24 protein-coding genes and 1 tRNA gene are annotated in these 26,011 nt (G+C 67.2%); 11 read left to right on the top strand and 14 right to left on the bottom strand.

The features are described 5' to 3' along the window. Nucleotides 1-27: 27 nt before the first annotated feature. On the bottom strand, nucleotides 28-1,491 hold the full coding sequence (locus tag ACLIVD_RS10685; protein WP_283352486.1) for an MFS transporter: 1,464 nt from the start codon (nucleotides 1,489-1,491) through the stop codon (nucleotides 28-30). Nucleotides 1,492-1,735: 244 nt separating this feature from the next. Between ACLIVD_RS10685 and ACLIVD_RS10680 the strand changes: the two genes are divergently transcribed. The 5 genes from ACLIVD_RS10680 to ACLIVD_RS10660 all read left to right on the top strand — a co-directional run bounded on the left by ACLIVD_RS10680 (nucleotide 1,736) and on the right by ACLIVD_RS10660 (nucleotide 5,922). After that, a complete protein-coding gene (locus ACLIVD_RS10680; protein WP_491932447.1) occupies nucleotides 1,736-2,671 on the top strand; it encodes a 3-oxoacyl-ACP reductase in 936 nt (311 codons plus the stop codon). Between the two features lie 25 nt (nucleotides 2,672-2,696). Then, entirely contained in the window at nucleotides 2,697-3,440 is a 744-nt protein-coding gene (locus ACLIVD_RS10675) for an SDR family NAD(P)-dependent oxidoreductase (protein WP_491932446.1), read from the top strand. A 23-nt stretch (nucleotides 3,441-3,463) separates the two neighbouring features. Next, nucleotides 3,464-4,297, top strand: a complete 834-nt coding sequence (locus ACLIVD_RS10670) for a mycofactocin-coupled SDR family oxidoreductase (RefSeq protein ID WP_477953182.1) — start codon at nucleotides 3,464-3,466, stop codon at nucleotides 4,295-4,297. Between the two features lie 90 nt (nucleotides 4,298-4,387). Then, nucleotides 4,388-4,927, top strand: coding sequence for a MarR family winged helix-turn-helix transcriptional regulator (locus ACLIVD_RS10665; RefSeq protein WP_280781476.1), 540 nt, complete (start codon nucleotides 4,388-4,390; stop codon nucleotides 4,925-4,927). Between the two features lie 8 nt (nucleotides 4,928-4,935). Further along, entirely contained in the window at nucleotides 4,936-5,922 is a 987-nt protein-coding gene (locus tag ACLIVD_RS10660) for an AraC-like ligand-binding domain-containing protein (protein WP_491932445.1), read from the top strand. Here ACLIVD_RS10660 and ACLIVD_RS10655 read toward each other — a convergent pair. Together ACLIVD_RS10655 and ACLIVD_RS10650 are read right to left on the bottom strand one after the other, a co-directional pair. After that, nucleotides 5,894-6,496 carry a metallophosphoesterase gene (locus tag ACLIVD_RS10655; protein ID WP_283331405.1) on the bottom strand — a complete coding sequence of 201 codons (603 nt, stop codon included), beginning with the start codon at nucleotides 6,494-6,496 and terminating at the stop codon, nucleotides 5,894-5,896. The two genes, ACLIVD_RS10660 and ACLIVD_RS10655, sit on opposite strands and share 29 nt — an antisense overlap. Next, nucleotides 6,493-6,927 carry a hypothetical protein gene (locus ACLIVD_RS10650; RefSeq protein ID WP_105413218.1) on the bottom strand — a complete coding sequence of 145 codons (435 nt, stop codon included), beginning with the start codon at nucleotides 6,925-6,927 and terminating at the stop codon, nucleotides 6,493-6,495. The genes ACLIVD_RS10655 and ACLIVD_RS10650 overlap by 4 nt, the downstream gene beginning before the upstream one ends. Nucleotides 6,928-7,094: 167 nt before the next feature. On the opposite strand from ACLIVD_RS10650, the gene ACLIVD_RS10645 reads away from it, so the two are divergent. The 3 genes from ACLIVD_RS10645 (at nucleotide 7,095) to ACLIVD_RS10635 (ending at nucleotide 8,863) form a co-directional block, all read left to right on the top strand. Then, a complete protein-coding gene (locus ACLIVD_RS10645) occupies nucleotides 7,095-7,538 on the top strand; it encodes a hypothetical protein (protein WP_280781471.1) in 444 nt (147 codons plus the stop codon). A 154-nt stretch (nucleotides 7,539-7,692) separates the two neighbouring features. Continuing rightward, entirely contained in the window at nucleotides 7,693-8,064 is a 372-nt protein-coding gene (locus tag ACLIVD_RS10640; RefSeq protein ID WP_105413395.1) for a hypothetical protein, read from the top strand. 22 nt (nucleotides 8,065-8,086) lie between these two features. Then, nucleotides 8,087-8,863, top strand: coding sequence for a class I SAM-dependent methyltransferase (locus ACLIVD_RS10635; protein ID WP_317568111.1), 777 nt, complete (start codon nucleotides 8,087-8,089; stop codon nucleotides 8,861-8,863). A 23-nt stretch (nucleotides 8,864-8,886) separates the two neighbouring features. On the opposite strand, the gene ACLIVD_RS10630 is transcribed toward ACLIVD_RS10635, so the two are convergent. From ACLIVD_RS10630 to ACLIVD_RS10605, 6 genes are all read right to left on the bottom strand, one after another. Next, nucleotides 8,887-8,963: transfer RNA gene (locus ACLIVD_RS10630), tRNA-Leu, on the bottom strand. 50 nt (nucleotides 8,964-9,013) lie between these two features. Next, nucleotides 9,014-9,958 (bottom strand): Ppx/GppA phosphatase family protein, encoded by a 945-nt coding sequence (locus ACLIVD_RS10625; RefSeq protein WP_317568112.1) that lies wholly within the window; start codon nucleotides 9,956-9,958, stop codon nucleotides 9,014-9,016. Then, a complete protein-coding gene (locus tag ACLIVD_RS10620; protein ID WP_491932444.1) occupies nucleotides 9,955-10,509 on the bottom strand; it encodes a DUF501 domain-containing protein in 555 nt (184 codons plus the stop codon). The genes ACLIVD_RS10625 and ACLIVD_RS10620 overlap by 4 nt, the downstream gene beginning before the upstream one ends. Next, nucleotides 10,506-11,231 carry an FtsB family cell division protein gene (locus tag ACLIVD_RS10615; protein WP_491932443.1) on the bottom strand — a complete coding sequence of 242 codons (726 nt, stop codon included), beginning with the start codon at nucleotides 11,229-11,231 and terminating at the stop codon, nucleotides 10,506-10,508. The genes ACLIVD_RS10620 and ACLIVD_RS10615 overlap by 4 nt, the downstream gene beginning before the upstream one ends. Before the next feature lie 33 nt (nucleotides 11,232-11,264). Further along, complete coding sequence (eno, locus tag ACLIVD_RS10610; protein WP_280781465.1) at nucleotides 11,265-12,551, bottom strand: phosphopyruvate hydratase; 1,287 nt, start codon at nucleotides 12,549-12,551, stop codon at nucleotides 11,265-11,267. 196 nt (nucleotides 12,552-12,747) lie between these two features. Next, complete coding sequence (locus tag ACLIVD_RS10605; protein ID WP_317568114.1) at nucleotides 12,748-13,518, bottom strand: lytic murein transglycosylase; 771 nt, start codon at nucleotides 13,516-13,518, stop codon at nucleotides 12,748-12,750. Between the two features lie 244 nt (nucleotides 13,519-13,762). On the opposite strand from ACLIVD_RS10605, the gene efeU reads away from it, so the two are divergent. The 3 genes from efeU to efeB are packed head-to-tail and all read left to right on the top strand — an operon-like array spanning nucleotide 13,763 to nucleotide 17,128. Further along, nucleotides 13,763-14,689, top strand: coding sequence for an iron uptake transporter permease EfeU (efeU, locus tag ACLIVD_RS10600; RefSeq protein ID WP_280781463.1), 927 nt, complete (start codon nucleotides 13,763-13,765; stop codon nucleotides 14,687-14,689). Between the two features lie 16 nt (nucleotides 14,690-14,705). Beyond that, nucleotides 14,706-15,845 (top strand): iron uptake system protein EfeO, encoded by a 1,140-nt coding sequence (efeO, locus tag ACLIVD_RS10595; protein ID WP_280781462.1) that lies wholly within the window; start codon nucleotides 14,706-14,708, stop codon nucleotides 15,843-15,845. A 2-nt stretch (nucleotides 15,846-15,847) separates the two neighbouring features. Continuing rightward, on the top strand, nucleotides 15,848-17,128 hold the full coding sequence (gene efeB, locus ACLIVD_RS10590) for an iron uptake transporter deferrochelatase/peroxidase subunit (protein ID WP_283354529.1): 1,281 nt from the start codon (nucleotides 15,848-15,850) through the stop codon (nucleotides 17,126-17,128). Between the two features lie 37 nt (nucleotides 17,129-17,165). On the opposite strand, the gene ACLIVD_RS10585 is transcribed toward efeB, so the two are convergent. The 5 genes from ACLIVD_RS10585 to ACLIVD_RS10565 all read right to left on the bottom strand — a co-directional run bounded on the left by ACLIVD_RS10585 (nucleotide 17,166) and on the right by ACLIVD_RS10565 (nucleotide 26,011). Then, nucleotides 17,166-21,122, bottom strand: coding sequence for a diguanylate cyclase domain-containing protein (locus tag ACLIVD_RS10585; protein WP_491932442.1), 3,957 nt, complete (start codon nucleotides 21,120-21,122; stop codon nucleotides 17,166-17,168). A gap of 395 nt (nucleotides 21,123-21,517) precedes the next feature. Further along, nucleotides 21,518-22,357 carry a glycoside hydrolase family 16 protein gene (locus ACLIVD_RS10580; protein ID WP_491932441.1) on the bottom strand — a complete coding sequence of 280 codons (840 nt, stop codon included), beginning with the start codon at nucleotides 22,355-22,357 and terminating at the stop codon, nucleotides 21,518-21,520. Nucleotides 22,358-22,412: 55 nt separating this feature from the next. Next, on the bottom strand, nucleotides 22,413-24,521 hold the full coding sequence (locus ACLIVD_RS10575; RefSeq protein ID WP_491932439.1) for a hypothetical protein: 2,109 nt from the start codon (nucleotides 24,519-24,521) through the stop codon (nucleotides 22,413-22,415). Continuing rightward, on the bottom strand, nucleotides 24,514-25,308 hold the full coding sequence (locus tag ACLIVD_RS10570) for a glycoside hydrolase family 16 protein (RefSeq protein ID WP_317568118.1): 795 nt from the start codon (nucleotides 25,306-25,308) through the stop codon (nucleotides 24,514-24,516). Before ACLIVD_RS10570 ends, ACLIVD_RS10575 begins: the two co-directional genes overlap by 8 nt. Before the next feature lie 31 nt (nucleotides 25,309-25,339). Continuing rightward, the gene (locus ACLIVD_RS10565; RefSeq protein WP_491932438.1) at nucleotides 25,340-26,011 is read right to left on the bottom strand and encodes a DUF998 domain-containing protein; all 672 of its coding nucleotides are present in this window, start codon (nucleotides 26,009-26,011) and stop codon (nucleotides 25,340-25,342) included.

Genomic DNA, 26,011 nt, shown 5'->3' with positions numbered 1-26,011 from the left:
GGGCCTCGTGGTCGGGCAAGGAAACTGTCAGGCGACCATCTCCGACTTCGGCGACGCCACGTCGACCGGACGCTCGATCTTGTTGCGGATGAGGAGAAGTCCCATCACCGAGGCCAGCAGTCCGGCGACGGCGAGTGTGAAGAAGGCGTAGACGAAGCCCCTCTCCGAGTACTGCGCGGCGCGGCCCACCAGCACGACACCGGGGATCGCGACGATGGCGATCATCACCTGACTGCCGATCGCACTACCCAGCGAGCCGGAGAGGTTCAGCATCCCGCCTGCAATTCCCTGCGTCTGCGCGGGCACGGTGCGCATGATGAGGTTCGGCAGCGTCGCCGATGCGGAACCGAGCCCGAGGCCGATCACCAACTGCCCGAACATCATCTGGACCGTCGAGTCGTGCAGGGTGGCGAGCAGGAACGATCCGAGCGCGAGGGACGCGCCGCCGAACACCAGAACCGGTGCCGGGCCGATGCGGCGGGTGAAGTATCCGCCGACCGGGCCCGCGATCATCGACACGACGCCCGTAGGGACGGTGTAGATGGCGACGGCGAGTGCGGTGACTCCGAATCCGTAACCGAGACCGAGGTCGGGATCGGTCATCACGAACATCGGGATGAGCATCGAATGGCTGACCAGGACGAACTGGACGAAACCGCTGGCGGCCAATGTTTTCGCGACAGGTCCGTGCTTCAGCATCTGCAGGTCGATGAGCGGTTCCTTCGGCGTGCGTTCGTAGAGCAGCCAGCCGGCGAGGATGGCGAGCCCGCCGCCAACGCACAGCAATGTCTGCGGGGCCGTGTACCCCCACGCGGTGGCCTTGCCGATACCGAACAGCAGCACGAATGCGCCGAGGCCGAGGATGGCCGCGCCGAACACGTCCAGCTTCGATCGCGTCCGCAGCGTGGTCTCGGGAACGAAGATCGCGACCGCGATTCCGACGACCGCCACGTGGAGGAGTTGCGCCCAGAACACGCCGGTGTAGCCGAAGTGGTCGATGAGGTAACCGCCGATGATCGGGCCGAGGATGGTGCTGGCGCCCATTCCGGTGGCGACGAATCCCACGGCCACGGGAATGATCGACGGGGGCAGAATGTCTCGGATCAACCCGTAGGCGAGCACGAGGATCGCCATGCCCGCACCCTGCAAGCCGCGGCCCACGAGGAAGAGTTCGAAGTTGGGGGCCAGCGCGCCGAGTAGCGAACCGGCGCCGAACACCGCGGCGGACACGAGCATCATCCGTTTCTTGCCGTAGATGTCGCCGAGTTTGCCGACGAGCGGAGTCGAGGCGGCAAGCATCAGGGTGACGATCGTGATCACCCAGCCGACGTTCGCGGTGCCGAAGTGTTTCGCGATCTCCGGCAGCGCCGGGGTGACGAAGTTGTAGGCGAGCGGGATGACTTCGACCAGAAGGATGATCAAGGCCAGCAGGGCGAACGCCTTCCCGCGTGAGAGCGGTGCGCGCTCCGCCTCACCTGGGGACAGGGGCATGTTATGCATATGCGGCTCCGGGGGATTCGAGAGGATCAGCACGCCCAACCTGGCATGCCACCTAGTGACGTCGACCACAGTTCCCACTCACCGAGACCTGCCCTCAGCCGGTGTCGTCGATGCCGAATCGGCAGGGAAAGTAGAACACATTCCTTCATTGAATCGTGCCTATGTAGTGACTGATCAGTAGTTCGTGCGATACAACTAGAATGAAATCTAATTCTTCTCGCAATCAGGAGTTCCCATGACGGAATCACTCAGCCTCGCCGGACGCACCGCCGTCGTCACCGGCGCGGGCGCAGGCCTCGGCCGGGCCGAAGCCCTCGCACTCGCCGCCGCAGGCGCGGCAGTCGTCGTCAACGACATGGGCGACGGCGCACACGCGGTGGCCGCGGAGATCGCGGCAGCAGGCGGCCGCGCCACCGCCGTGACCGGCGACATCTCCGACTGGTCGCTGGGCGAACGCCTCGTGCACGAGGCCGTCCGCACATTCGGATCGATGGACATCCTCGTCAACAACGCCGGAATCCTGCGCGACAAGATGATTTTCAACCTCTCCGAATCCGACTGGGACGACGTCATCCGCGTCCATCTCAAGGGGCACGCCGCCACGTCGCGGGCCGCGGCCGTGCACTGGCGCGAGGCGAGCAAGACCGCCGGAGGCCCCGTGTACGGGCGGGTCGTCAACACATCGTCCGAGGCGTTCCTGTTCGGATCGGCGGGCCAGCCCAACTACTCGGCCGCGAAGGCCGGGATCACCGCGCTCACACTGTCGACGGCACAGGGCCTCTCGCGTTACGGGGTGCGCGCCAACGCGATCTGCCCGCGCGCCAGGACGGCCATGACCGCCGACGCGTTCGGCGAGAACACGGCCGACGCGGGACCCGACCCCCTGTCCCCCCACCGGGTCGCCACGCTCGTCCACTACCTGTCCTCCCCCGCCTCCGACGAGATCAACGGGCAGGTGTTCGTCGTGTACGGCAAGATGGTCGCGCTGATGGCAGCGCCGAAGGTCGAGAACCGCTTCGACGCAGCAGGTTCCGCCTTCTCACCCGAGGAGCTCGAGGAGCTTCTCACACCCTATTTCGCCGGCCGCGGACCGCACGAGAACTATGCCGCGTTCAGCGTCGCCGAACTGGAGAAGGTCGCGCTGGCGACCGGCGACACCGCCGGTGTCTGAGCCACACCCGCAGAAGGAGCACACGATGAGGCTGCACGGAAAGACGGCGATCGTGACGGGCGGCGCCGGAGGCATCGGCCGCGCCGTGACGACGGTGTTCGTCCGCGAGGGCGCCAACGTCCTGTTCGTCGACATCGACGACGAACGCGGCAAGGATCTCGAGCAGGAACTGGGATCGTCCGCTCGCTTCCTGAACGCCGACCTCTCCCCGCGCGAGTCCGCCGAGCAGATCCGGGACGCCGCCGTCGCCGCGTTCGGATCCGTGGACGTGCTGGTCAACAACGCCCACGCCTCCCGGCAGGCACTGCTGATCGACCACACCCAGGAGATGTTCGATCTCTCGTTCCGGACCGGGTTCTATCCGGTCGTGCACCTCATGCAGGCCTGCTACGAGCAGTTGAAGGCGGCGAAGGGTTCGGTGATCAACTTCGCGTCCGGGTCCGGGCTCGACGGCATGCCCACCCAGACGTCGTACGCCGCGGCGAAGGAAGCGATCCGCGGCGTCAGCCGGGTGGCGGCCAACGAGTGGGCGACCGACCAGATCCGGGTGAACGTGATCTGCCCGTTCGCCGCGACCGAGGGCGTCCTCGCCTGGCAGGAACGATTCCCCGACCGCGCCGCCGCGTCCGTGGCGAAGGTTCCGCTCCAGCGGATCGGCGATCCCGAGACCGACATCGCGCCCGTCGCGGTGTTCCTCGCGTCCGAAGATTCGCGGTACATGACCGGACAGACACTGATGGCGGACGGCGGCAGCATCAAGCTGCGCTGATCCGCCCGGACAGGAGGACGACGATGGAAGACTTCGAGGGCCGGGTCGCCCTGATCACCGGCGGTGCCCGCGGTCAGGGCCGCAGCCACGCGGTCGCACTGGCGGAACGCGGAGCAGACATAGTTCTGTGCGACCGCTGCGAGGACAGCCCGGCCGTGAACTATCCCCTGGCCACTGCCGCCGATCTCGACGAAACCGCGGAACTGGTGCGCGCCACCGGTCACCGGTGCATCACCGCCGAGGCGGACACCGCGGACCGGGCGGCGATGGACGCATTGGTCGCGGAGGCGGAGTCCGAGTTCGGGAGAATCGACGTCGCGGTCGCGAATGCCGGCGTCTCGGTGGCCGCCCCGGTGCAGTCGCTCACGCAGGAACAGTGGTCGGAGGCGATCGGTTCCAACCTCACCGGCGTCTTCAACACCGTGGGAGCGGTGGCGCCCGGCATGATCCGGCGGGGATACGGCCGGATCGTCACCATCTCGTCGATGCTCGGCCGGGCCGGCAACACCAACATGGCCGCGTACGCGGCGTCGAAGTGGGGCGTCATCGGGCTCACCAAGAGCGCGGCGCTCGACCTCGCCCCGCACGGCATCACGGTGAATGCGATTGCGCCGGGCAACATCTCGACACCGATGATTCACAACGACGCCCTCTACCGGATGATGCGTCCCGACCTCGACGCGCCCGCAGCGGAGGACGTGGAACCGGTGTTCCGCAGCCTGCACGCCCAACCGGTGGCGTGGCTGGACGCCGCCGAGATCACCCGGGTCGTACTCTTCCTCGCCGCCGAGGGCAGCGCGCACATCAGCGGCATCGTCCTGCCCGTCGACGCGGGCAATGCCGCGCGCGGCCTGTGAGTACTTATTAACCGCCCGACGTTGATAAGTACTCACGGGCGCTATTGGTCAAGGCTTTGATTACACCCGTTCGGCCGCTAACCTGTGCTCATGCCCGAGGAGACGACCGACCAGAGCAACCTGGACTTCCTGTCCTTCGTGGACTTCGCGGTGGGCAAGACCGTCGACGAACTGCCAGAGGTCGATCCGGTGTCCATGCGGCTGGTTCTCGCGCTGCACCGCGTGACCAGTGCCCTCGTCTACGACCTCGAGTCGACGGTCCACCGGCCCAGCGGGTGGAGCTGGCCTGGGTTCCGGGTGCTGTTCGTGTTGTGGCTCGCCGGACCGTGCGAGGCCAAGCGGGTGGCCTCACTGTCGGGGATGAGCAGGTCTGCCGTGTCGGCGCTGGTGAACACGCTCGAGCGCGACGGCCTCGTGACACGGCGACCGTCCGCAGGCGACCGCCGGGCGGTCGACCTCGAGCTGACCGACGCCGGGCACGACGCCATCGTCAGCACGTACTCGGCGCACAACAAGCGCGAGCAGACGTGGACCGAGACGCTGACACCGTCGGAACGGCTCGTCCTGATCGGGTTGCTGGAGAAGCTTGCGTCGGGCACCGCCGCCCGCGAAGCCGTCAAACGCAGTTGAGGTAGACGATGGTCGTGAGCAGTCTTATCCGTCCGGGGGAACAGCGCCTCGTCTCGTTCGACGAGTTCCGAGAGTCGGTGAGCGACGCGTTCGTCCCCCTCGAGATGACGTCGGCAGACCACGACGACTTCCGTGGCGTCGTGCGCGGCGCGACGGTCGGTGCGATCCGGATCAGCGAGGTCACGGCCGCCCCGCACGTCATTCGGCGAACGCCCCGGACCATCCGCGCCGCCAACCCCGATTACTTCAAACTCGGACTGCAGGTGCGCGGGAACAGCGTCCTGAGCCAGGACGGCCGCGAAACCGCGCTCACCCCCGGCGACTTCGCGATCTACGACACGACCCGGCCGTATCAGCTGTCGTTCGACGACCGCTTCCGGATGCTGGTCGTGATGTTCCCCCGGCACCTCCTCCGCGTTCCGCCCGACGGCATCGCCCAGCTCACCGCACGCCGTGTGCCCGGCAGGCAGGGGCTCGGTGCCGTAGTTACCCCACTGTTGCGCGGGCTCGGCGAGCAGATCGCCGACGCCTCCCCCACCGTCGCGGTGCACCTCGGCGATGCCGTCCTCGATCTGGTCGCGGCCGCGTTCGCGGAGCAACTTCACCTCGCCGGCGGGGTGCTCCCGCAGTCGCGCGGGGACGCACTGCGCGCCAAGGTGACCGCCTTCCTCGACGAGCGGCTCGCCGACCGGGAACTGGATCTGCACTCGATCGCCGCCGCGCATCACATCTCGGTGCGGCACCTGCAGAAGATGTTCGAAGCCGACGGCGACACGGTCAGCGGATGGATTCGACGCCGTCGCCTCGAGCAGTGCCGACGCGATCTCGCCGATCCCCGTTACCGCGACCTACCCGTCTCGGCCATCGGTGCCCGCTGGGGTTTCGCCGACGCCGCCCACTTCTCCCGGCTGTTCAAGAACGCGCACGGATCGACACCCGGCCGATACCGCGCCGACGCCACACCGGTCACCGGGTCGACGCGTCCGACCCGATGATCTCCGCGATCTCGTCGACGTGCACGGGCCTGCGCCAACTGTCCCAGCCCACGTGGATCTGCCGCGGGTGCACGGACGGGTCGAGCACGCAGTCCTGGTGAGTGTGCCCGTGCAGCAACCAATCTCCCTCGTCCTGCAGCCGGTACTTCACGCCCCGGTCCTCCGCGGTGTGGTCGCCGACGTACGGGAAATGGGAGAGCAGCACGGTCTCGCTCGCGAGCTTCCGCCGCGCGAACAACTGCACCGACGCAAACGTCTCCAGGAACACCCGTTGCCGGACGTGACTGTTGCGGTTCGCCATCGGGTGGCACGAGTCGTGATTGCCGGGGATCAGATGCAGTTCGACGTTCCGCGTCCGCGCGAACTCGCCCAGTGCGCGCAGCGCCCAGTCCTCGGCGGCCTTACCACCGACGGTGATGTCGCCGAGTATCCAGAGTTGATCGCCGCTCCCGACGGCGGTGCCGAGCGCGTCGAGGATGGATTCGTCGTGCGCGTCGATCTCCGCCTCGAAGCCCCGGATCTCCACCAGCCGCGCGTGACGAAGGTGCAGGTCGGACGTGAACCACACGCTCATGCCAGGAACCGCGACCGCAGTTCCGCGAAGAACGCCGCCGACAACCGCTCGAAGTCGTCGGCGCTCACACGGATCCGGTCGCCGATCTCGAGCTTCAGAACGGACTGGCCGGAGACATACTTCAGGACGCTGATACCCCGCAGGACGCCGTCGTTGTTCATCAACGAGTCGGCGATGATCTCGACTTCGTTGAGCGGGTTCCCGTCCTTGCCCGTCACCGCCCGGATCCGATGGACGAAGTAGCGGTCCAGCACCAGAACCATGTTGTCGAAGAACAGTGGCTCGAAGTCCTCGAGTGCGGCGAAGACCTTCTTGCCCGTGACCTCGCCCGCAATCGCCCCCGTCAGCGACGTGTACGCGGCGACCTGCTCCGCGACGGACGCCTCGGCGTGATCGATTTCTTCCTTCGTGTAGTTCTTCCGTCCGAGCACTTCGCCGTCTCCTTCGATGCACCGGGTGTCGGATCGACACGCCGAACTCCCAGACCAGCAGTGTTCCACCTTCCACATCCCAGCAGATGAGGGTTCGAGGTGCGATACTCCCGGGTGGCTCATGCCTCGTATCACCCGGCAACCGAGAAGTCCGGAAGGATGCACCGATGAAGGTCACGATTGCACGAACCGTAGGTATCGCCGCCGCTGTCGCCGGCGCGGGTCTCCTCGCCGCCCCCACCGCGTCCGCGGCACCCGAAGACGTCACGGTCGACATCGGCGTCGACGGGAATGCGGTCATCATGGACGTCCGGTACGACGTGTCCGGGGCAGTGGTGTGCGTGATGAACATCGTCCCCGTCGACGGAACCGTGCCTGCCGCCACCGTGGGCCCGACCGTCGTGATGGGCGGAGACGACGGCGAACTGCGGGCCACCGTCGACCCCGGCGAGTACGCGGTGCAATGGTCCTGCTCGAGCGTGCCGTCTTTCGAGCAGTGGGGAAGCGTCCCGCCGCTGAACAACGGCACCGTCGAACCCACCGTCGTCACCGTGACCGAGACGTCGGGGCCGGGCGGCGGAGGCTCGTCCGGCAGTCCGTTCGGCAGCTGACGGACCGTGCGTACGTGAGCGGCAAAGCGTGTTCGAGCACTCTTTCGCACTCACGTACGCGGGAATGGCGAACTTCTTGGACCGGCGCGTAACGAAACCGCTGCGATTGGGGATTGACAGTACGGAATCCCGCAACGGACAGGAACCCTCCGCCATGGCTACCGTCACGCACATCGATATCGCTCGCGCCCGCCGCTCCCGTCGGGTTCTCTTCATCGGCAACCCCACGCGGTACAAAGAGGTGTCCCACTGGGCGATGGTCAAGCAGTGGATGGTGGTCCACGGACTCGAGCCCGTCCGGAAGATCGACGGCCCCGCGCTCTGCGCGATCGTCACCGAGGACGTCCTCGACGGAATCGGCTCACCCCAGGACGCACTGACCGTTCAGCACGCCCGTGAGCAGGGCATACCGGTCATCAGCGTCCACGACAGCACCCAGATCTGGCAGGCCACGGCCCGCGTCCGCGCGTCCATCGCGCGGGCCGGGGGCGGTGCACACTCGAGCCCGCACCACCAGGGCGCCTGACGAAGCCAGGGCCCGAACCGTCATGGTCGATTGGGACGGCGAAGGCTACGCCGATGTCGGCGCCCTCCAGCGCGCCGTCGCCGAGAAGTCGATCGCGGAACTCGCCCTCGCGGGCAGTGAACGGGTGCTCGACGTGGGATGCGGCGACGGCTTCGTCACGCTCCGGATCGCCGAACGGCTCCCCGGCGGCTCGGTGGTCGGAGTGGACGCGTCGCCGCGGATGATCGCGAAGGCCCAATCCAGAGCATTGCCGGACGGCACCCGCGCCGAGTTCCGTACCGCCGATGCACGCGCCCTCCCGTTCGATGGCGCGTTCGACGTCGCGGTGTCGTTCAACGCCCTGCACTGGGTCCCCGACCTGCAGGTGGCACTGGCCGGAATCGCCCGCAGCGTCGTGGACGGCGGGCGTGTGATCATCCAGATGGTGTGCGCGAGCCTGCGGACCAGTGTCGAAGACGTTTTGATGGCCGTGGCGGCACGCCCGCGATGGGCCGAGTTCTTCACCGACTTCACGGCGCCGTTCATCCACATCGAACCGCAGAAGTTCCGCGACGTCGCGAAGGCAGCAGGACTCGACACCACCGACCTCGTCGTGCGCGACGTCGAATGGGATTTCGGTTCCCGGGAAAAATTCGCGCGGTGGTGCACTGTCGGATCCACCGACTGGACCACGCACCTCGACGACGCAGCCGTGCCGGAGTTCATGGACGACGTCGTGCGCGAGTACGAGCAGATCTCCGGCCGCCCCGGGCTGTTCCTGTTCACCCAGATGCGGGCGGAACTCGTCCGCACGCCCTGACCCGCCGAAGCACGCCTGCACGGTGGTGCCCCCAGTCGGACTCGAACCGACACTTGGCGGATTTTAAGTCCGCTGCCTCTGCCAATTGGGCTATAGGGGCTACCGGTCGCCGAGGGTGTCGCTCGGCGACCGTGCGCAGATCACCCTAGCTCAGGCGATCGACAATGCGATTCCGTCGAGGATGTCGTGTTCGCTGACGACGAGTTGGTCGATGCCGGCCTTCTTCTCGAATGCGTCGGCCAGTGCGAGGGTCACGATCGCGCCGCCGCCGATGACGTCGACCCGCCCCGGGTGCATCGGGCCGAGGGCGGCCCGTTCGGTGTGGGTCATGGCGATCAGCGAGTTGCAGACCTCCCGCAGCCGGGGCATCGGGATGCGGGAGAGATGCACCTGCTCGGCGTCGTATTCGGGCAGTTCTTTGGCGAGCGCGGCGATGGTGGTCATCGTCCCGGCGACGCCGACCCAGGTGTGGGCCTGTTCGACGGGGACACGCGCGAACGCCTCGTCCAGGCGGTCCTGCGCGAACGCGCGGGCCTCCTCGACCTGTGCGGGTGTCGGCGGATCGTCATGGAGGCAGCGCTCCGTGATGCGCACGCACCCGATGTCGGTGGAGAAGGCGGCGTGGACGCCGGATTCGTCGCCCAGCACCACTTCGGTGGAACCGCCGCCGAGGTCCACGACCACGAACGGTCCCTGCGACGGATCGAGTTCCCCGACGGCCCCGTTGAACGACAGCCGTGCTTCCTCGTCGCCGGTGATGACCTCGGCCCCGGCGCCGGGGATGACGGTGCCCAGCACCTCGCGGGTCATCGAGAAGAAGTCTTCCCGGTTGGATGCGTCGCGGGTGGCGGACGTGGCCACCATGCGGACGGCGGTGGCGCCGGCGTCCGCGATCATTCCGGCGTACTCGCTCAACGCGACTCGGGTGCGTTCGATGGCCTCGGGCGCCAGGCGCCCGGTGGCGTCCACGCCCTGTCCCAGCCGGACGACGCGCATCTCGCGACACACGTCGTGCAGTGCGCCCTGCTCGTCGACGTCGGCGACGAGCAGACGGATGGAGTTCGTGCCGCAGTCGACGGCGGCGACGCGCGTCACTGCTCGGGACTTTCGACGTCGTCGATGCCGGGCCAGTCCGCGGGAATCGCGGTGCCCCTCAGCTTTCCGCCTGCCGCGGACGCGGCGAGTGCCACCGACTCGTCGCCCAGCGGGTTGACGCCCGGCCCCTTCGCCAGCGAGTGGGCCATCAGCACGTGCAGGCATTTGACGCGCTCGGGCATTCCGCCGCCGGTGAAGTCAGTTCCGAGGGGCTCGATGGCGTCGCGCTCGGCGAGATACGACTGGTGGGCGCGCAGGTACGCGGCCGCAAGCTCCGGATCCTGTCCGAGACGCTCGGTCATCTCACGCATCACCCCGGCAGACTCCTGCCGGCTGGCCTCCGCGGTCAGTCGCGGATCGGTCAGGTAGTACAGCGTCGGAAACGGTGTTCCGTCGGGAAGTTTGGGCGCGGTCTTCACGACGCCGGGCGTGCCGTCGGGACTGCGGTACGCGATCTCGAGCACTCCCCGCGGTTCGCGGCCCAGCTGGGCGGCGACGGCGTCGAGGTCTTCCTGCGGCACGGGGCTGGACGGGTCGGACGAAGTAGTCACCCGGTGGGTTCTCCTGGTTCTGGCGGTACGGGCGGCGGCACCACGGGGGGCGCCGGAGCCGGTGCCGGCTGCACCTCGGGCGCGGCCGGCGGTTCTGAAATGGTCTTCCACAGGTCGGAGTACCAGGGGCCTGCCATCTCGGCGTCCTTCTCCTCCGGTTTCTCCGGCTCCTTGTAGTCGCCAGGCAACTGCACCTGGAACGGGGTGTCGCCGGGCTTCACCCACCGGAGCCGGCCGCGTGCCTGCGCCTCGATGTAGGCGGGGTCGGAGTAGCGCTCCTCGAGTATCCGCAGCTCCTGAAGATCCTTCTCGAGCTGAACCTGTTCCGCCGCAATACGATCCGCTTCCCCACGCTGGGTGAGGTAGTTGCGCAGGGGAACCGCGAGGGTGAGCGCGAGAAGCAGCACGACCATGACGAGGACGAGCGCCTTGCCCGTCGACAGTCCGAGGATCGTGTGCTCGGAGCGAATTGCGCGGGCGGCCCCGGCCGCACCTACCCGTCTCGGGTGGGCGCGACCGGGGAGCACCTTGCCGGTGTCGGAGCCGTCGACGGCGTCCGGTTTGCCGTCGGCCTGCCCCGGCGTCGTCGACTTGGTGGTGCGGGGGCGCCGCGCTCCGCCGGGAGTGCCGTCCGCCCGGTTTCCGCGGGCCCGTTCACCACGCCCGGAGCCCCGGCCGCCCGGAGTTGCTCCGGACGACCGCGGCCTGCCGCGCTGTGCCACCTACTCCAACACCCCTTACTCGACTGTCGAACGTCAGCCTTCGAACGCGAACCGCGGGAACGCGACCTCGCCGGCGTAGCGGGCGGCGTCGCCCAGGTTCTCCTCGATGCGCAGCAGCTGGTTGTACTTGGCGACGCGCTCGCTGCGGGCGGGAGCACCGGTCTTGATCTGACCACTGCCCACGGCGACCGCGAGGTCGGCGATGGTGGTGTCCTCGGTCTCACCGGACCGGTGGCTCATCATCGTCTTGTAGCCGTTGCGGTGCGCGAGGTCGACGGCGTCGAGGGTCTCGGTCAGCGTGCCGATCTGGTTGACCTTCACCAGCAAAGCGTTCGCGGCACCCTTGACGATGCCCTCTTCCAGGCGCTCCGGGTTGGTGACGAACAGGTCGTCACCGACGAGCTGGACCTTGTTGCCGATCTGATCGGTCAGGGCGACCCAGCCGTCCCAGTCGTCCTCGTCCAGCGGATCCTCGATGGACACGATCGGGTACGCGTCGACCAGCTCGGCGTAGAACGCCGACATCTCGGCCGCGGTCCGGTTGCTGCCCTCGAACTTGTAGCCGGTGCCGTCGGTGTAGAACTCGGTGGCGGCGACGTCGAGTGCCAGTGCCACGTCCGTGCCCAGGACCAGGCCCGTCTTGCCGATGGCGACGCTGATCAGGTCCAGTGCTTCCTTGGTGCCCGCGACGTCGGGGGCGAAGCCGCCCTCGTCACCGAGACCGGTGGCCAGGCCCTTCTCCTTCAGCACCGCCTTGAGGGCGTGGTACACCTCGGCGCCCCAGCGCAGCGACTCCTTGAACGTGGCGGCACCGATCGGGGCGACCATGAACTCCTGGACGTCGACACCGGTGTCGGCGTGCGCGCCACCGTTGAGGATGTTCATCATCGGGACGGGAAGGACGTGGGCGTTGGGGCCGCCGACGTAACGGAAGAGATCCAGACCCGACGACTCGGCGGCCGCGCGGGCCACCGCCAGCGACGCACCCAGGAGCGCGTTGGCGCCCAGACGCGACTTGTCCGGGGTGCCGTCGGCGTCCAGCAGGGCCTGGTCGACGGTCCGCTGCTCGGTGGCGTCGATCCCGATGATGGCCGGAGCGATCTCGCTCAGGACGGCCTCGACGGCCTTCTCGACACCCTTGCCGCCGTACCGGTCGCCGCCGTCTCGCAATTCGACGGCCTCGTGCTCACCGGTCGATGCGCCCGACGGAACCGCGGCGCGAGCGAAACTTCCGTCGTCGAGCAGCACCTCGACCTCCACCGTGGGGTTACCACGGGAATCGAGGATCTCACGGGCTCCGACCTGCTCAATGATGGCCACTTGCTGATTCTCCTTATATGGGCTTCGCACTGTGCACCGACCGGTCCGATCGTGCCAGGGACACCAGATCGTGCCAGCACACAGCGTAACGGCACACCGAAACCGGCGCGGGATGGCGCGCCCCGCGGACGGCGAGCCGCCCGCGCGACACCTACCGATGTGGCGTCGATCACGTCACGAACCGGCGGCGGAAGGATTACGGGCGCACTCCGACCGAGTAGGCGGACGCCCGGTCGCGTACCAGCGTGAGGTACTCGCCCGACAGGTTGTAGGCCATCAGCGCCGACTGCCAGCCCTCCGCAGCGGTGAGGTCGCCGCCCCGCTCGCAGAGGTAGCGGGCGGCGGTCAGCGCTGCGTCGTCGATGTTGTCGGCGTCGGCCACGTCGTCACCGTTGGCGTCGACCCCCCACCGCTTCCAGGTCTCGGGAATGAACTGCAGGGGTCCCATCGCGCGGTCGTGCACCGGGTCGCCGTCCATCGCCCCGCCGTCGGTGTCGGGGATTTCGGCGACACCGGGTCCCCCGTCGAGGGGGATGCCCCGGATCTCGGGCGTCACCTGACCGGTGGGCCCGACCGCCGAACCGGCGTGGGTGCCGTGCCGGCTCTCCACACTCGCGATTCCGGCGAGGGTGGTCCACCCGATTCCGCATTCCGGCTTCGTCTCGGCCATCACCGTCGCCGCGTAGCCGTACGCCTCGAGCGCGGTACTCCCGACGCCGATCGAGTCGGCCAGCCCGGCAGACCATCCGTGCAGCTGATCCGCCGAACGCCCGGGTGCGTCGATGTCGATCGGCGGGGTCGCCGCGCCGGGCCCGGGTGGGATGCCTTCCGGAATCGCGATCCTCGGTTGCTGCTCCCGCGAGCATGCGCCGTAGGCGAGAACCACGACCACCGTCGCCGCGAGAAGAGCGAACAGCGGTCCGGGCCATCGGGAACGACGTTTCGGACGCACGGGATATCGGTTCACGTCTCCATCATCCACACGAAACTCGTCGATCCCGGCCACCCGAGACCGCTCCCACACCGAGCCGGGTCACGGCGGGACAACACACCAAAGGTAAAGGGTTGTAAAAGTGCTGGTGAGGGCTTCTTCGGACAAGGAGGCGCGGTGTATGTTTTCCACAGGCCTAAGGTTCGCCTTGCCTATCGCAAGGTTGCCTACCCAACCTTGCGGACCACTCGGCTCGACCCCGCCTCGCCCAGGAGTGTGCATGTCCGTCCTCGCCGCAGGGACCGCGCCGTCGATCGCCACACAGCTGTTCGGCAGTGGATTGATCGGTCTGCGCGAGGGCCTCGAGGCAGGCATCGTCGTCATGATCCTTGCCGCGTTCCTCGTGAAAGCGGAGCGCAAGGACGCACTCAAGTGGGTCTGGCTCGGCGTCGGCATCGCCGTCGCGATGGTGGCCGCGATCTTCCTCGTCATCCACTACGGAACGTCCACCGTCACCGGACTCACCGCGGAGGTCATCGCCGGCGTCGCGTCCCTCGTCGCGGTCGCGATCGTCACCGTCATGGTGCTGTGGATGCGCAAGGCCGCGCGGACCATCTCCCACGATCTCAAGGCGGGCATGGAGAAAGCATTGGTCGCGGGGCCCATCGCGGTGCTCACCCTCGCGTTCTTCGCCGTCGGCCGGGAAGGCGTCGAGACGGCGCTCCTGATGGTCGGGTACGCCGAGAACACAGCGGGTAGCGCCTGGCCTCTCGTCGGCCTCCTGCTCGGTATCGTCGCCGCCGCGATAGTGACGGTCCTGTTGTACTTCGGCGCCGTCCGGCTCGACTTCGCGAAATTCTTCAAGTACACCGGCATATTCCTGATCATCGTCGCCGCCGGAATCCTCGGGTACGGCATTCATGCCCTGCAGATCGGCGGAGTCCTGCCCGGCGGCTCGGCACTCGCCTTCGACATCTCGGACGGCTACGACGCGTCCAGCTGGTACGGCACCGTCCTGGCCGGGATCTTCAACTTCCGGCCCGACCCGACGGTCCTGCAGGCCGTCGCCTGGGTCGTGTACGTCGTCGTGGTCCTGTTCCTGTTCCTCCGGCCCGTTTCCGCACCCACACCGGCCCCCGCGGCTCCTGCAACCGATACGGCACCCGAGCGCACCGCCTCCCCCACCCCCGACGAGACCGTTTCATGAAAGGCACCTTCCGCCCATGAAGACCACGCGCCGAACCACCTTCGCCCTCGCCTCGGCCGCCCTGCTGCCGCTGGCGCTCGCAGGCTGCACCGAGAAGTCGACCGCGAGCACCGACGACATCACCGTCACCGCGAACGACGACACGTGTGACGTCAGCGCCGACTCCGGAACCACCGGGAACAGCACGTTCCAAGTCACGAACAACGGCAGCAAGGTCACCGAGTTCTACGTATTCGCCGAGGGCGACCGTGCGATGGGTGAGGTCGAGAACATCGGTCCCGGGCTCACCCGCCAGCTCATCGTGTCGCTGCCCGACGCAGGCACCTACCAGCTCGCGTGCAAGCCCGGCATGGTCGGCAACGGCATCCGTCAGGACTTCACCGTCACCGGCGACTCGATGAGCGCGTCCGACGAGAGCGGACAGCTCGCCGAGGCCGCCGACGGCTACCGCCGCTACATCCGCAGCCAGGTCGTCGCCCTGCAGGACACGACGCAGCAGTTCGTCGACGCCGTCAAGGCGGGCAACGTCGAGCAGGCCAAGGCCCTCTTCCCCGTCTCCCGCACCTACTACGAGCGCATCGAGCCCGAGGCGGAGAGCTTCGGCGAACTCGACCCCAAGCTCGACCTGCGGGAGGCCGACCTCGAACCCGGGCAGGAATGGACGGGCTTCCACCGGCTCGAGAAGGATCTGTGGGTCACCGGTCCCCAACCCGACACCAACGCGATCGCCGACCAACTCGTCGTCGACGTCCAGTACCTCGCCGACCAGGTGAACGCCGAGGACTACACGATCGACCCCACCAAGATCGCCGGCGACGCGCAGGGGCTGCTCGACGAGATCTCCACGTCGAAGATCACCGGTGAGGAAGACATCTTCTCGCACACCGACCTGTGGGACTTCCAGGCCAACGTCGACGGCTCGCAGGCCGCGGTCGCCGCACTGCAGCCGATCATCGACGAACGCAATCCCGAATTGGCCGCGAACATCACCCAGCGTTTCGCGGACCTCGATGCCGAACTCGCTCAATACCGCCAGGGTGACGGGTTCGTCTTCTACGACACTGTCAACGAACAACAGCGCCAAGAACTCTCGCGCAAGATCGACGCCCTCTCGGCCGAGGTCAGCCAGGTTCAAGGCGTGGTAGCAGGCGCATAATCATGACTGATCCAACCGGTACGACCGACACGACCACCTCGGTGGACGAGCGCAAGGGAATGTCCCGACGACGTCTGTTCGGCGCCGTCGGGGCGGGAGCCGCCCTCGCCGGCGCCGGTGCACTGGTCGGGCGCGCCACCGCCGCCGAACCCTCGCTCTCGCACGCCGACGTCGTCGCCTTCCGGGGCGAACACCAGGCGGGCATCGTGACGCCCGCGCAGGACCGGATGCACTTCGTGGCGTTCGACGTCACCACGAAGTCCCGTGAGGAACTCGAAGCGCTGCTGAAGAAGTGGACCGTGATGGCCGAGCGGATGACCGCCGGCGAGGAGGCCACCCCGGACGGTGCCATCGGCGACGGCATCTACGTTCCGCCCAGCGACACCGGGGAGGCGCTCGGCCTGCCGGCGTCCCAGCTGACCCTCACCATCGGATTCGGGCCCTCACTGTTCGACGACCGGTTCGGCTTCGCGGCCAAGAAACCTGCCGCGCTCGTCGACCTTCCGCACTTCCGGGCGGACAACCTGGACCCGGCGCGCAGCGGCGGCGACATCGCGATCCAGGCGTGTGCCAACGACCCGCAGGTGGCCGTGCACGCCATCCGCAACCTGGCGCGCGTCGCGTTCGGCACGGCCTCGGTCCGGTGGTCGCAGCTGGGGTTCGGCCGCACCTCGTCGACCTCGACCACTCAGGACACGCCGCGAAACCTGTTCGGGTTCAAGGACGGAACGAACAACATCAAGGCCGAGGAACCCGGCGTCCTCGACCAGCACGTCTGGGTGGGCTCCGGCGACGACCAGGCGTGGATGGGCGGCGGCGCATACCTCGTGGCGCGGCGGATCCGCATGCTCATCGAGCAGTGGGACCGCACCGTGCTCGGCGAGCAGGAACGCGTGATCGGACGGTCCAAGGGCACTGGCGCTCCCCTGAGCGGCAAGGCGGAATTCGACGAACTCGACCTCGATTCCAAGAAGGGTCACGACCCGGTGATCGACGTCGACGCGCACGTGCGACTGGCGTCCGCTCAGGAACTCGGCGGCATCCAGATCCTGCGTCGCGGATACAACTTCACCGACGGCTCCGATGGCTTCGGCCACCTCGACGCCGGACTCTTCTTCATCGCCTACTGCCGCAACCCGCAGGAACAGTTCGTGCCGATGCAGCTCAACCTGTCCAGGACCGACGCGATGAACGAGTACATCCAGCACGTCGGGTCCGCCCTCTTCGCCTGCCCGCCCGGCCTCGCCGAGGGGCAGTACTGGGGTCAGGGCCTGTTCACGTAGAGCCTCCCGATCCCGCGCACCTGACACCGCGTATGCATCAACGGTGTCGGCCGAGCAACCGAAGGTCGAGCTGGTCGGGGGGCAGCGGGCGGCCGTGGTAATGCCCCTGGGTGACGTCGCAGCCGTATCGACGCAAGGCACGCAGGGTGTCTTCGTCTTCGACGCCTTCCGCGACCAGAGACGCGCCCAGGCTGTGTGCGAGCTCCACGGTCGATCGGACGATCGCGACCGATCGAGGATCGCTGGCGAGGCGGGCGACGAAGACCCTGTCGAGTTTGAGCTCATCGACGGCGAGGTCCTGCAGATAGGCAAGAGAGGACCAGCCGGTGCCGTAGTCGTCGATCGACAATCCGATTCCCAGACCCTGCAGCGCCTCGACCACCCTTCTGGCGCGCCGGTAGTCGGTCATCAGGACGCTTTCGGTGATCTCGAGGATCAACGTGTCGGCGGGTAACCGAAGGTCGTCCAGGAGTCGGTCGATCTCCGCGACCAGGTCTGCGTCGAGCAGATTCGTGACCGACAGGTTCACTGCGACGGTCAGCGATATACCGTGATCGAGCCAGCTCCGCGCCTGACCCAGCGCAAGCTCCAGCACTCTCGCTGTCAGTGGACGCATCAATCCTGACTGCTCGGCCTGAGGAAGGAATTGATCGGGTAGGAGTAAGCCGCGGAGGGGATGCTCCCACCGAACGAGAGCCTCGACGCCGTGCACCTGGTCGTCGCAGGCACTGACCTTCGGCTGGTAGTAGCACGTGAGCTCGCCACCATCGATCGCCGTGCGCAGCTCGTCGATGGTCTGCCTCTCCTCGATGCTGCGCTGGTACTCGGCGGTGTCGTACACCGCGATCGTGCGGCGGGTGGACTTGGCGCGATACACAGCCACTCCGGCGCACTGCAGCAGATCCTGAGGGTTTGTGCAGTGTTGGGGGCAGAGGGCGATCCCGATCCGCGCCTCGACGCGCACCGTGACCTCGTCGAGGTCGAAGGGCTCGTTTACTGCCTCGAGGAGCTGACCGGCCAGTGCCCGGGCGTCCGTGAGGTCGATCCCTGCCGGCAGCAGGACCGCGAAGGCGTCTCCGTCGAGGCGTGCCGGCAGATCACCCGGTCGCACGGACCGAGCCAGCCGGTCGGCAATCTGGCACAGCAATTGATCGCCCACGTTACGTCCGAACGAGTCGTTGATCTCCTTGAAGCGGTCCACATCCATCAGCAGCAGGCCCGGCCCCGGCCCCTGCCCCGTCCCAGGCTGTGCCGCCTGGTCGAAGTATGCGGCCGTCAGCGCCGCCATGATCGCCCGACGATTGGCCAGGTCGGTGAGGTCATCGGTGCTCGCCTGGCGGTGGCTGTCGGCCAGGACGACGACTTCCCGGAACGTCACCGCGAATCGGGCTGCGACCGTGACGAGGCTGAGCGCGGCGAGCACCACCGCGAGCCCAGGCAACCGTGCATCGTGGTCGAGGACCAGCAGCCCCACCGAAGCGGCAGTGCACACCAGTGGAGGTACCCAGATACCCAGTCCCGGTAGCTGACCGGACTGTCTTCGGCCGGGGGCTCGCCAACTGGCCACGGCCACGAGCATCGCGGCGACGTACGGGAGCGCATCGATCCACGTGACCTCCACGTGACCGGCAGCAGTGCGGAACAGGTTGACAGTGTCGGCCACCGCGAACAGCACGAACCCCGCGACCAGCAGCACCCACCGCGGCTCGGCCCGCCACCCCAGCACCGCGACTGCCCCGACCGCGAGTGCCAACAGCAGCACGTCTCCCGCCGGGTAGGCCAACCCGACGATCACCGCCGCGGGTGATCTTTCGGCGGCCGAGTCGATCGGACCGAATGCGACGGCCGTTGCCAGCGCCGCCAGCGTCAACCCTGCGGTGATGGCGTCCAACCAGATCTCGGTCGGCAACCGCCGCGCTCGCGAGCGCAGGAGCACCACCAACCCGGCGTACACAAGTGGGTAGAACGCCAGTTTCAGCAGATCGGCCACCGATGGTGACTGGCCGTCAGGCAGCCACGACATCGACACGACATCGCCCACACACCAGCTGGTCATTCCCAGCGCGATCAGCCACCACGCCCGCCGCTCGGTCGGAATACACCACGCGCGAGCCGCAACCAGAAAGGCGGCCGTCAAAGCCAGTCCGTTGTAGATCACTCCGCGCAGCACGATCCAACCCGCTTGATCACCTGCCCCCAGCACGATCCCGAACAGGACCACACCGATCAGCAGAATCCCCAGCCCCGCCATGACGCCACGCCGCGCCCGATCGGATGGCGACACCCAGCTCACCCGAGCCGGTCGGTGTCGGTTGTGTGCAGACCTCGGCACCGACACGACGTCCCCTCCGGCTACAACCTGATCCGTCACGGGTCGTGCGTGTCGCGGTGTGTTCGTGGCTTCCCCGGGTCCGAGGCTGTGAGTCGGATTGTCGTCGCAGGTCAGCGCGTCCTTCGCGTCGGAGTCGGCCGGGTCCGGCACGTAACTGCGCAGGCAACCACCACCGCAGCGCTTGGCCGCATACATTGCCAGATCTGCCTGTTTGAGCAGGCTCTCGGTCGTCGCGCCGGCGACAGTGGAAATGGTGAGCCCGATGCTGGGGCGGATGGAGAGCACGACACCGTCGATGATGAACGGCGGGGTGAATGCCTCCAGTACCCGATCCGCGGCCGACAGGGCATCTTGGACGCTGCCTTCGACCAGTGCCGCGAACTCGTCGCCTCCGAGCCGGGCGACGGTGTCGGTGCTCCGCATGCACCCGGTGAGCCGTTCGGCGACGCGGATCAACAGCTCGTCCCCGGCGGGATGGCCGAGGCTGTCGTTGACAGTTTTGAAATCGTCGAGATCCACACAGAGCACCACGATCGGGGTGAGTTCCCGGCGCTGGCGCTGCACTGCTTGGTCGAGCCGGTCGAGAAACAAGGCACGGTTCGCCAGTCCGGTCAGTCGGTCGCGGAAGGCCTGCCGGGCCACGGTGAGCAACAACCGTCGGTTCTCGGCCAAGACGATGAACTGCCGTGCCAGCAAGGCGATCACCAGGACGATGATCGCAGCGGGAATCGGCCCGGAGCCCAGGCTGGGCAGCTCCTGCTGTAGGCCGACGGCGGCGGCCAGCAGCAACGGAAGGTACGGCAACCACAACCGTGTTCGAGACGGAATCTGGGCCGGAACCGGTTCGGGTGACTGCTCGCGGGTGCTCGACAGCGCCGCCAGACCAATCGCGGCGAAGGCGGCCACCCAGCCCAGGTCGGTAACGCCGCCGTTGTGATACGTGCCCAGCGCGGTCAGGTACGAGACTGCGCTGGCCGACAACGCCATCAGAATGATCCCGATGCACAGCAGTCCCATGGTCAAGCGTTGCCCGGCCCGCGCTCGGGTCAGCACCACAATCGCCATCGTCGCAATCACCAGGTCCGCGACAGGATAGGCGAGGGATAACACGAGGGAGACCGGTGTGGCGCTCCCCGCGCGGTAGACGCTGCCGAGCACGCTCACCCACGACATCACGAACAGTGAACCGGCCACGATGATTCCGTCCAGAATCAGCCGGGTACGGGACTGTCCGCTGTCGCCGGTCGGGAACAGCAACAGCGCCGCGCATGCGCCGACCGGAAACAGCAGGTACGCAGCAGCCGCCGAGGAAGGAAACGGTATCTGATCACTTCCCTGCCACACCACGTAGTAGCACCAGATGGCTTGGCCGACCGACCAGGCCGCCAGCCCACCCGCCAACGCCAGCCAGCTGCGGCGGCGGCTGCCGCGTCCTCTCCAGGCAGCCCACGCGGTACACCCGGTCGCGACGAGAGCGAACACCAGCAGGCCCACGTCGACAACCACCGTGGTCGTAAACCTGCCACCCCACCCTCGCCACAGCGCCAGCGCGAACAGCAGCGCTGGGACGATGAATACGACCGCGATCGCCCACAGACCGCCTTTCCAGAGGGCCTCGGCGCTTGACGACGTCCCCACCCGCGCGGCTGTCCGATGTTCCATCGCCACCACCCGAACTGCCGCCTGCCGTCAGGAAGAATTGGATTCAAAGTTTCCAGAAGTCCATCTTTGCACGACATGCATACTGAAATATAGCCCATAAACAAACCTATGGTTTGTTTATGGGCTGCCCTATGTCGGTACTCGTCACTCCGCACGCACGTTCAACGCTGCCGAATCCCGAACTCCAGCCGGCGCGCGTTCGAGATCGGTCAGCGGCCCACGAGTTTCCGGATCAACCGGGGAAGGCGCCGCCGAAACCGCGGACAGTCGCAGAGAGCACAGGACGTGCCCTGGCGGTAATGCTCGTGAGCGGCGAATGGGTGGCCGCAGCGGCACTCTGACTTCGACACGGCCATGAACCTGATTCTATTCACACCCGAAACTCGTCCCTGACGTCACTGGGAGAACCTCACCCAGTCCACCAGCATGGTGGCCGGAAAACGTGTCGACGACGTGACCGGGCCTGGCCAGTTCCCGCCGACGGCCACATCGAGCAGCAGGTACGCCGGGGCGTCGAACACCCAGCGTTCCTCGGGTCGCAGATCCGCTGTGGTGACCGTGCCGACGATGTTTCCGTCGATGCCCACCGAGATGCGGCCTGGTCCCTTGATCAGGGCGTAGTCGTGGAAACCCGCGCTGAGGTTCGCACCGATCGAGCCGTCCGTCGAGCGTTCCCAGTGCCCGCCGCCGACGGTCGGGCCGTGCACTCCCGCGTGGTATCGGGAACCGTCCCCGATCACCTCGAGGATGTCGATCTCCCCGCAGGCAGGCCACCCGACGCTGGTGATGTTGCTCCCGAGCGTCCAGAACGCGGGATGGATTCCCGGGCCGGACGGTACCTGAATCCGGGCCTCGATCACCCCGTACGTGAATTCGAACTTTCCGCGCGTCACGAGCCGAGCCGACGTGAAGCCGCCACCGTTTCTGCGGGCCTCGACGACGAGACGACCGTTACCGTCGAGACGCGAATTCTGGCGGGAGTCGGTGTACACCTGCTTCTCGTTGTTGCCCCACCCACCGCCGCCGAGGTCGTAGCCCCAGAACAATGGATTGGGCGCCGCGTTCGCGGGTCCGTCGAATTCGTCGCTGCCGATCACGGTGTATCCGGGGTAGGCGGTCCGGACGCCTCCACCGCCGGGCGCGGCAGCGGCAGCATCCGGAGTGAGGGACAGCGCGCACAGCGCCACCGAGCACGTCAACGCAATCTCGACCAGGGCCGAGCGCATCCGCTGCATGTGCCGATACTAAGTGTCGCCGCGATCGGTCGTGACCGAATACACGACGTGACCGTTACCGGCGCGGCCCCGTGTAACGCAAAATCGTGCTGTTGTCGTCCTGCGCATACACGGACCAGTCGGGGCCGGACCGCATCTGGTCCTCGAAGTTCTCGACGGCTCCGTCCGGCAGATAACCGTAATAGCGGATGGCGGCAGTGCCCTGCGTGTTGAACACGACATACGTGTCGCCGTCTCGTTCCGCCGCATCCGCGGTGAGCATCTCGATCTGGCCGCCGTGAGGGAAGCCCTCCAGCACGGCCGGGGGCAAGGCCAGCAAGGGCTGATCGAAATCCTTGTCGACGACAGCGAACTTGATGTAGTCGGCGCTGATCCGAGTGGGGAGACCGGCGGGATAGAGGGACATGATCGTCGCCGGCGGCTTCTCGTTCGCGAGGATGTCCTTCGCGAACGTCACCTGGGACTGATAGCCGATGACGAGCGACCACAACCCGAAATAGCCTTGCAAGCCGGCGAACGTCACGTAGGCCAGTCCGCTTGCGAGTCCGACCGGGACGACTCGGCGAAGCACTCCGGACCGGAACCTGACGGTGAGCGCGTCCACGAGGATCGGCGCGATGAGAATCGCGCAGCCGGGCACGGCGTAGAGATAGACCCGGAAGATCGCCTCACCGCCGTAGCTCTGACCGGCCAGCAGGGCAAACGAGCTGAACGCCATGACGGTCCCGACCCAGGCGGAACGCTTGCGACGCCAGAGGAGGATCGCACAGACCACGGCGAGCAGGATGATGCCCGCGGACAGGGAACGGCACACGGCGGAGGTGAAGATCTTCCCGAACGTGCCGACGGCGGTCACGTTGCTGGCGGCGTTGTCGACCGGGTTGAATCCGGACAGCAACCCGTACGGTGCCACGATGTCCAGCCGGGGAACGAGATAGACCACGAGGATCGCGAAGTAGGGAACGGGGAGCCACCACGGGCGGATCTTCCGCGTCACCGCCAGGGCAACTGTCACGCCGAACAGCCAGTACGGGGTCAGCTGATGGGTGGGCACCAGAGCAGCGAACACGAGGATCGACAGGTACGCCGCAGAGCGGTGCTCCGTCGACACCACGAGCAGTGCCACCACACCCAATGCCATGACGAGGGCGACAGCCTGCGGCGAGAAGTAGTCCTGCCCCACCCAGTTGGCGAGTTCCGCCACCATCGCGGCCGTCAGTGCCACCCGCATCCCGAACCCGAGGAGCCGGGCGATCGCGGCGATCACGACGGCCAGCAGCACGTGGATCACCGGCGCGAACCAGTGGGCGATCGACATCATGTCCACGGATGTGATGTCGCCGAACCACGCGAATGCGGTGAAGAAGCCCGGCCACTCGCCGTAGATGTCGACGCCCTTCGGCGGCAGTGTCTGGAACTGCTGGATGTAGTCGACCACGCCGAGGTGCTTGTACGTCCACCCGTAGATGGGAACGTCGGTGACGAGGGTCGGGGTGAGCCGTTCCACCGCGATCACGCCCAGCACGGCAACGGCAGCGGTCCCGACAGCCCTCTCGCGAAGAGCCCAGACGAACGCGCCGAGCATCATCACGGCGCACACCACGAGGCCGGGCCCACTTCCGACGAACAGCAGACCGAACTGTGAATACGCGACGGAGCCGAGACCGAAGAGCACCACCACCCACGCGGCAAGGGCCACGACAACGAGGATCAGCGGCCGGTTTCGGCGAGCGGCATACCACCATTGCGACAGACGGAACGACACCTGCTGCATGGTCACCGCGCGAACCGGCTCGGCGCCGGTGTCCTGCCAGCGATGCCGCAGCGCGGACACGACGACGGCCAGGACCATCACCAGCAGCAGACCCGTCGCGGGCCATCGGTAGAACCAGGCCAGGACGGTCGTGGCCGCAGTCACCACAGACAGCCCGAGAACGGGGACGGCCGCGACGGCTGCGGCAAGCGGTATCCGCAACCACGTCACGATCGCGAGCCCCGGTCCGATCAACACGAATACCGTCAGCAGTACCGCATTCACCGACGACGGAAGCGGCGCCAGGGACGTCAGTCCCGCGACCGCCGAGGCCAGCGCGGCGACGTCGTAGTACCGGGTCAGCTCCGGAGCCCTCGCGTCGAGTCGCTCCGCAGTGAGGAGATCACTCATCGGTCACCCGCACCCAGTCGACGAGCATCGCGGCCGGAAACGTTGTGTCGGATCCGACGTCGCCCGGCCACCGTCCACCGACGGCGACATTCAGCAACAGGAAGAACGGCTTGTCGAACACCCACTCCTGCCCCGGGTCCACGTCGGCACGCGAGAACTCGCCCGTCACCGCGTCGTCGATGCCGAACGTGATCCGGTCCGGCGACCGCTCCACCCAGTAGTCGTGGAAATCGTCCGACATGGTTCCGCCTTCGGCTTTCACCTCCCAGGGTGTGCCGTCCGCGGACGGGCCGTGCAGCGCACTGTGATAGAACGACGCGTCGTTGATGGTCTCGATCACGTCGATCTCCCCCGACTGCGGCCAGCCCACACGGTTGACGTCCGTGCCCATCAACCAGAACGCCGGGTGCAGGCCCTGTCCGCTCGGCAGCTTGATGCGGGCCTCGGCCCGTCCGTACTGGAATGCGAAGCGGTCGAGGGTGACAAGCCGGGCGGACGTGTACCCCGATCCGTCGGGACGGGCTTCGATCACGAGGTTGCCCTCACCGTCGAGCCTGGAATTGACGGGATCGTCCGTGTACACCTGCGCCTCGTCGTTACCCCAGCCGCCTCCCCCGACCGCGTGTCCCCAGTAGCGGGGGTCGGGCGACGTTCCGGCGGGCCCGACGAAATCGTCGAACATGAGCACCGACTCACCCTTCCTCGACGCCTGCGCGACATCGCTCGACGCGTACCACCCGGTGGCGCCGATGCAGACGAGCGCGAGGAACACCGTCACCGCAGACACGGCGCGGGTCCTGCGCGGACGGTTCAGCTGCCTATGCACCGGCACCGTCTCCGACCGGGACGACAGCCGAACGCCGAACCGACTGCAGCTGCGTCACGAGGTGGACGCACACGACGAACCCGAGGATCGCCGAGTAGGCCGCAACCCGTTCGATACCGCCCACGCCGAGACCGAGGTCCCAGGAGTAGGTGAAGCAGAAGTACCCCACCAGTCCGAGCACCCCCAGTGCGAGGGCGACGTACGTTGCCGGTCCGGACATCTGAGGCCAGACGGTGAGTGCCGTCGTGAGCGTGAAGAGACTGCCGAAGATCAGGAACAGCGTGGCACCGAGCGAATGCACTTCCCACTGCGTGTTCGACGGCGCGAGACCGACCACTGTTCCGCCGATCCCGGCCACCACCAGGAAGACGACGGGGGCCGGCGGCAGCACCCGTTCGATGCGGTGCCACAGGACGGCGGCCACCACATAGGCGAGTCCGGTCACCACGAACGACGCGTCCATCAGCAGGGATGTCTTGCTGCACGGCGCGTTTCCGTCCGTGCCGCAGAACGGGACGCCGAGGTCGCTGACGAAATTGGCAGAGTAGCTGTAGTGACCGCGCCACCTGCCGGCGACGAGGAATTCGACGACGAAGAACTGCAGTACGGCAACGGTGAGGTACAGCGGAGTCCGCTTCGAGGTCTCGAGGACGTGTGAGGGCAT

The organism is Rhodococcus sp. G6(2025) (assembly GCF_058628105.1).
The sequence above is the reverse complement of the archived record's forward strand: the minus strand, read 5'-3'. Positions and strand labels throughout refer to the sequence as shown.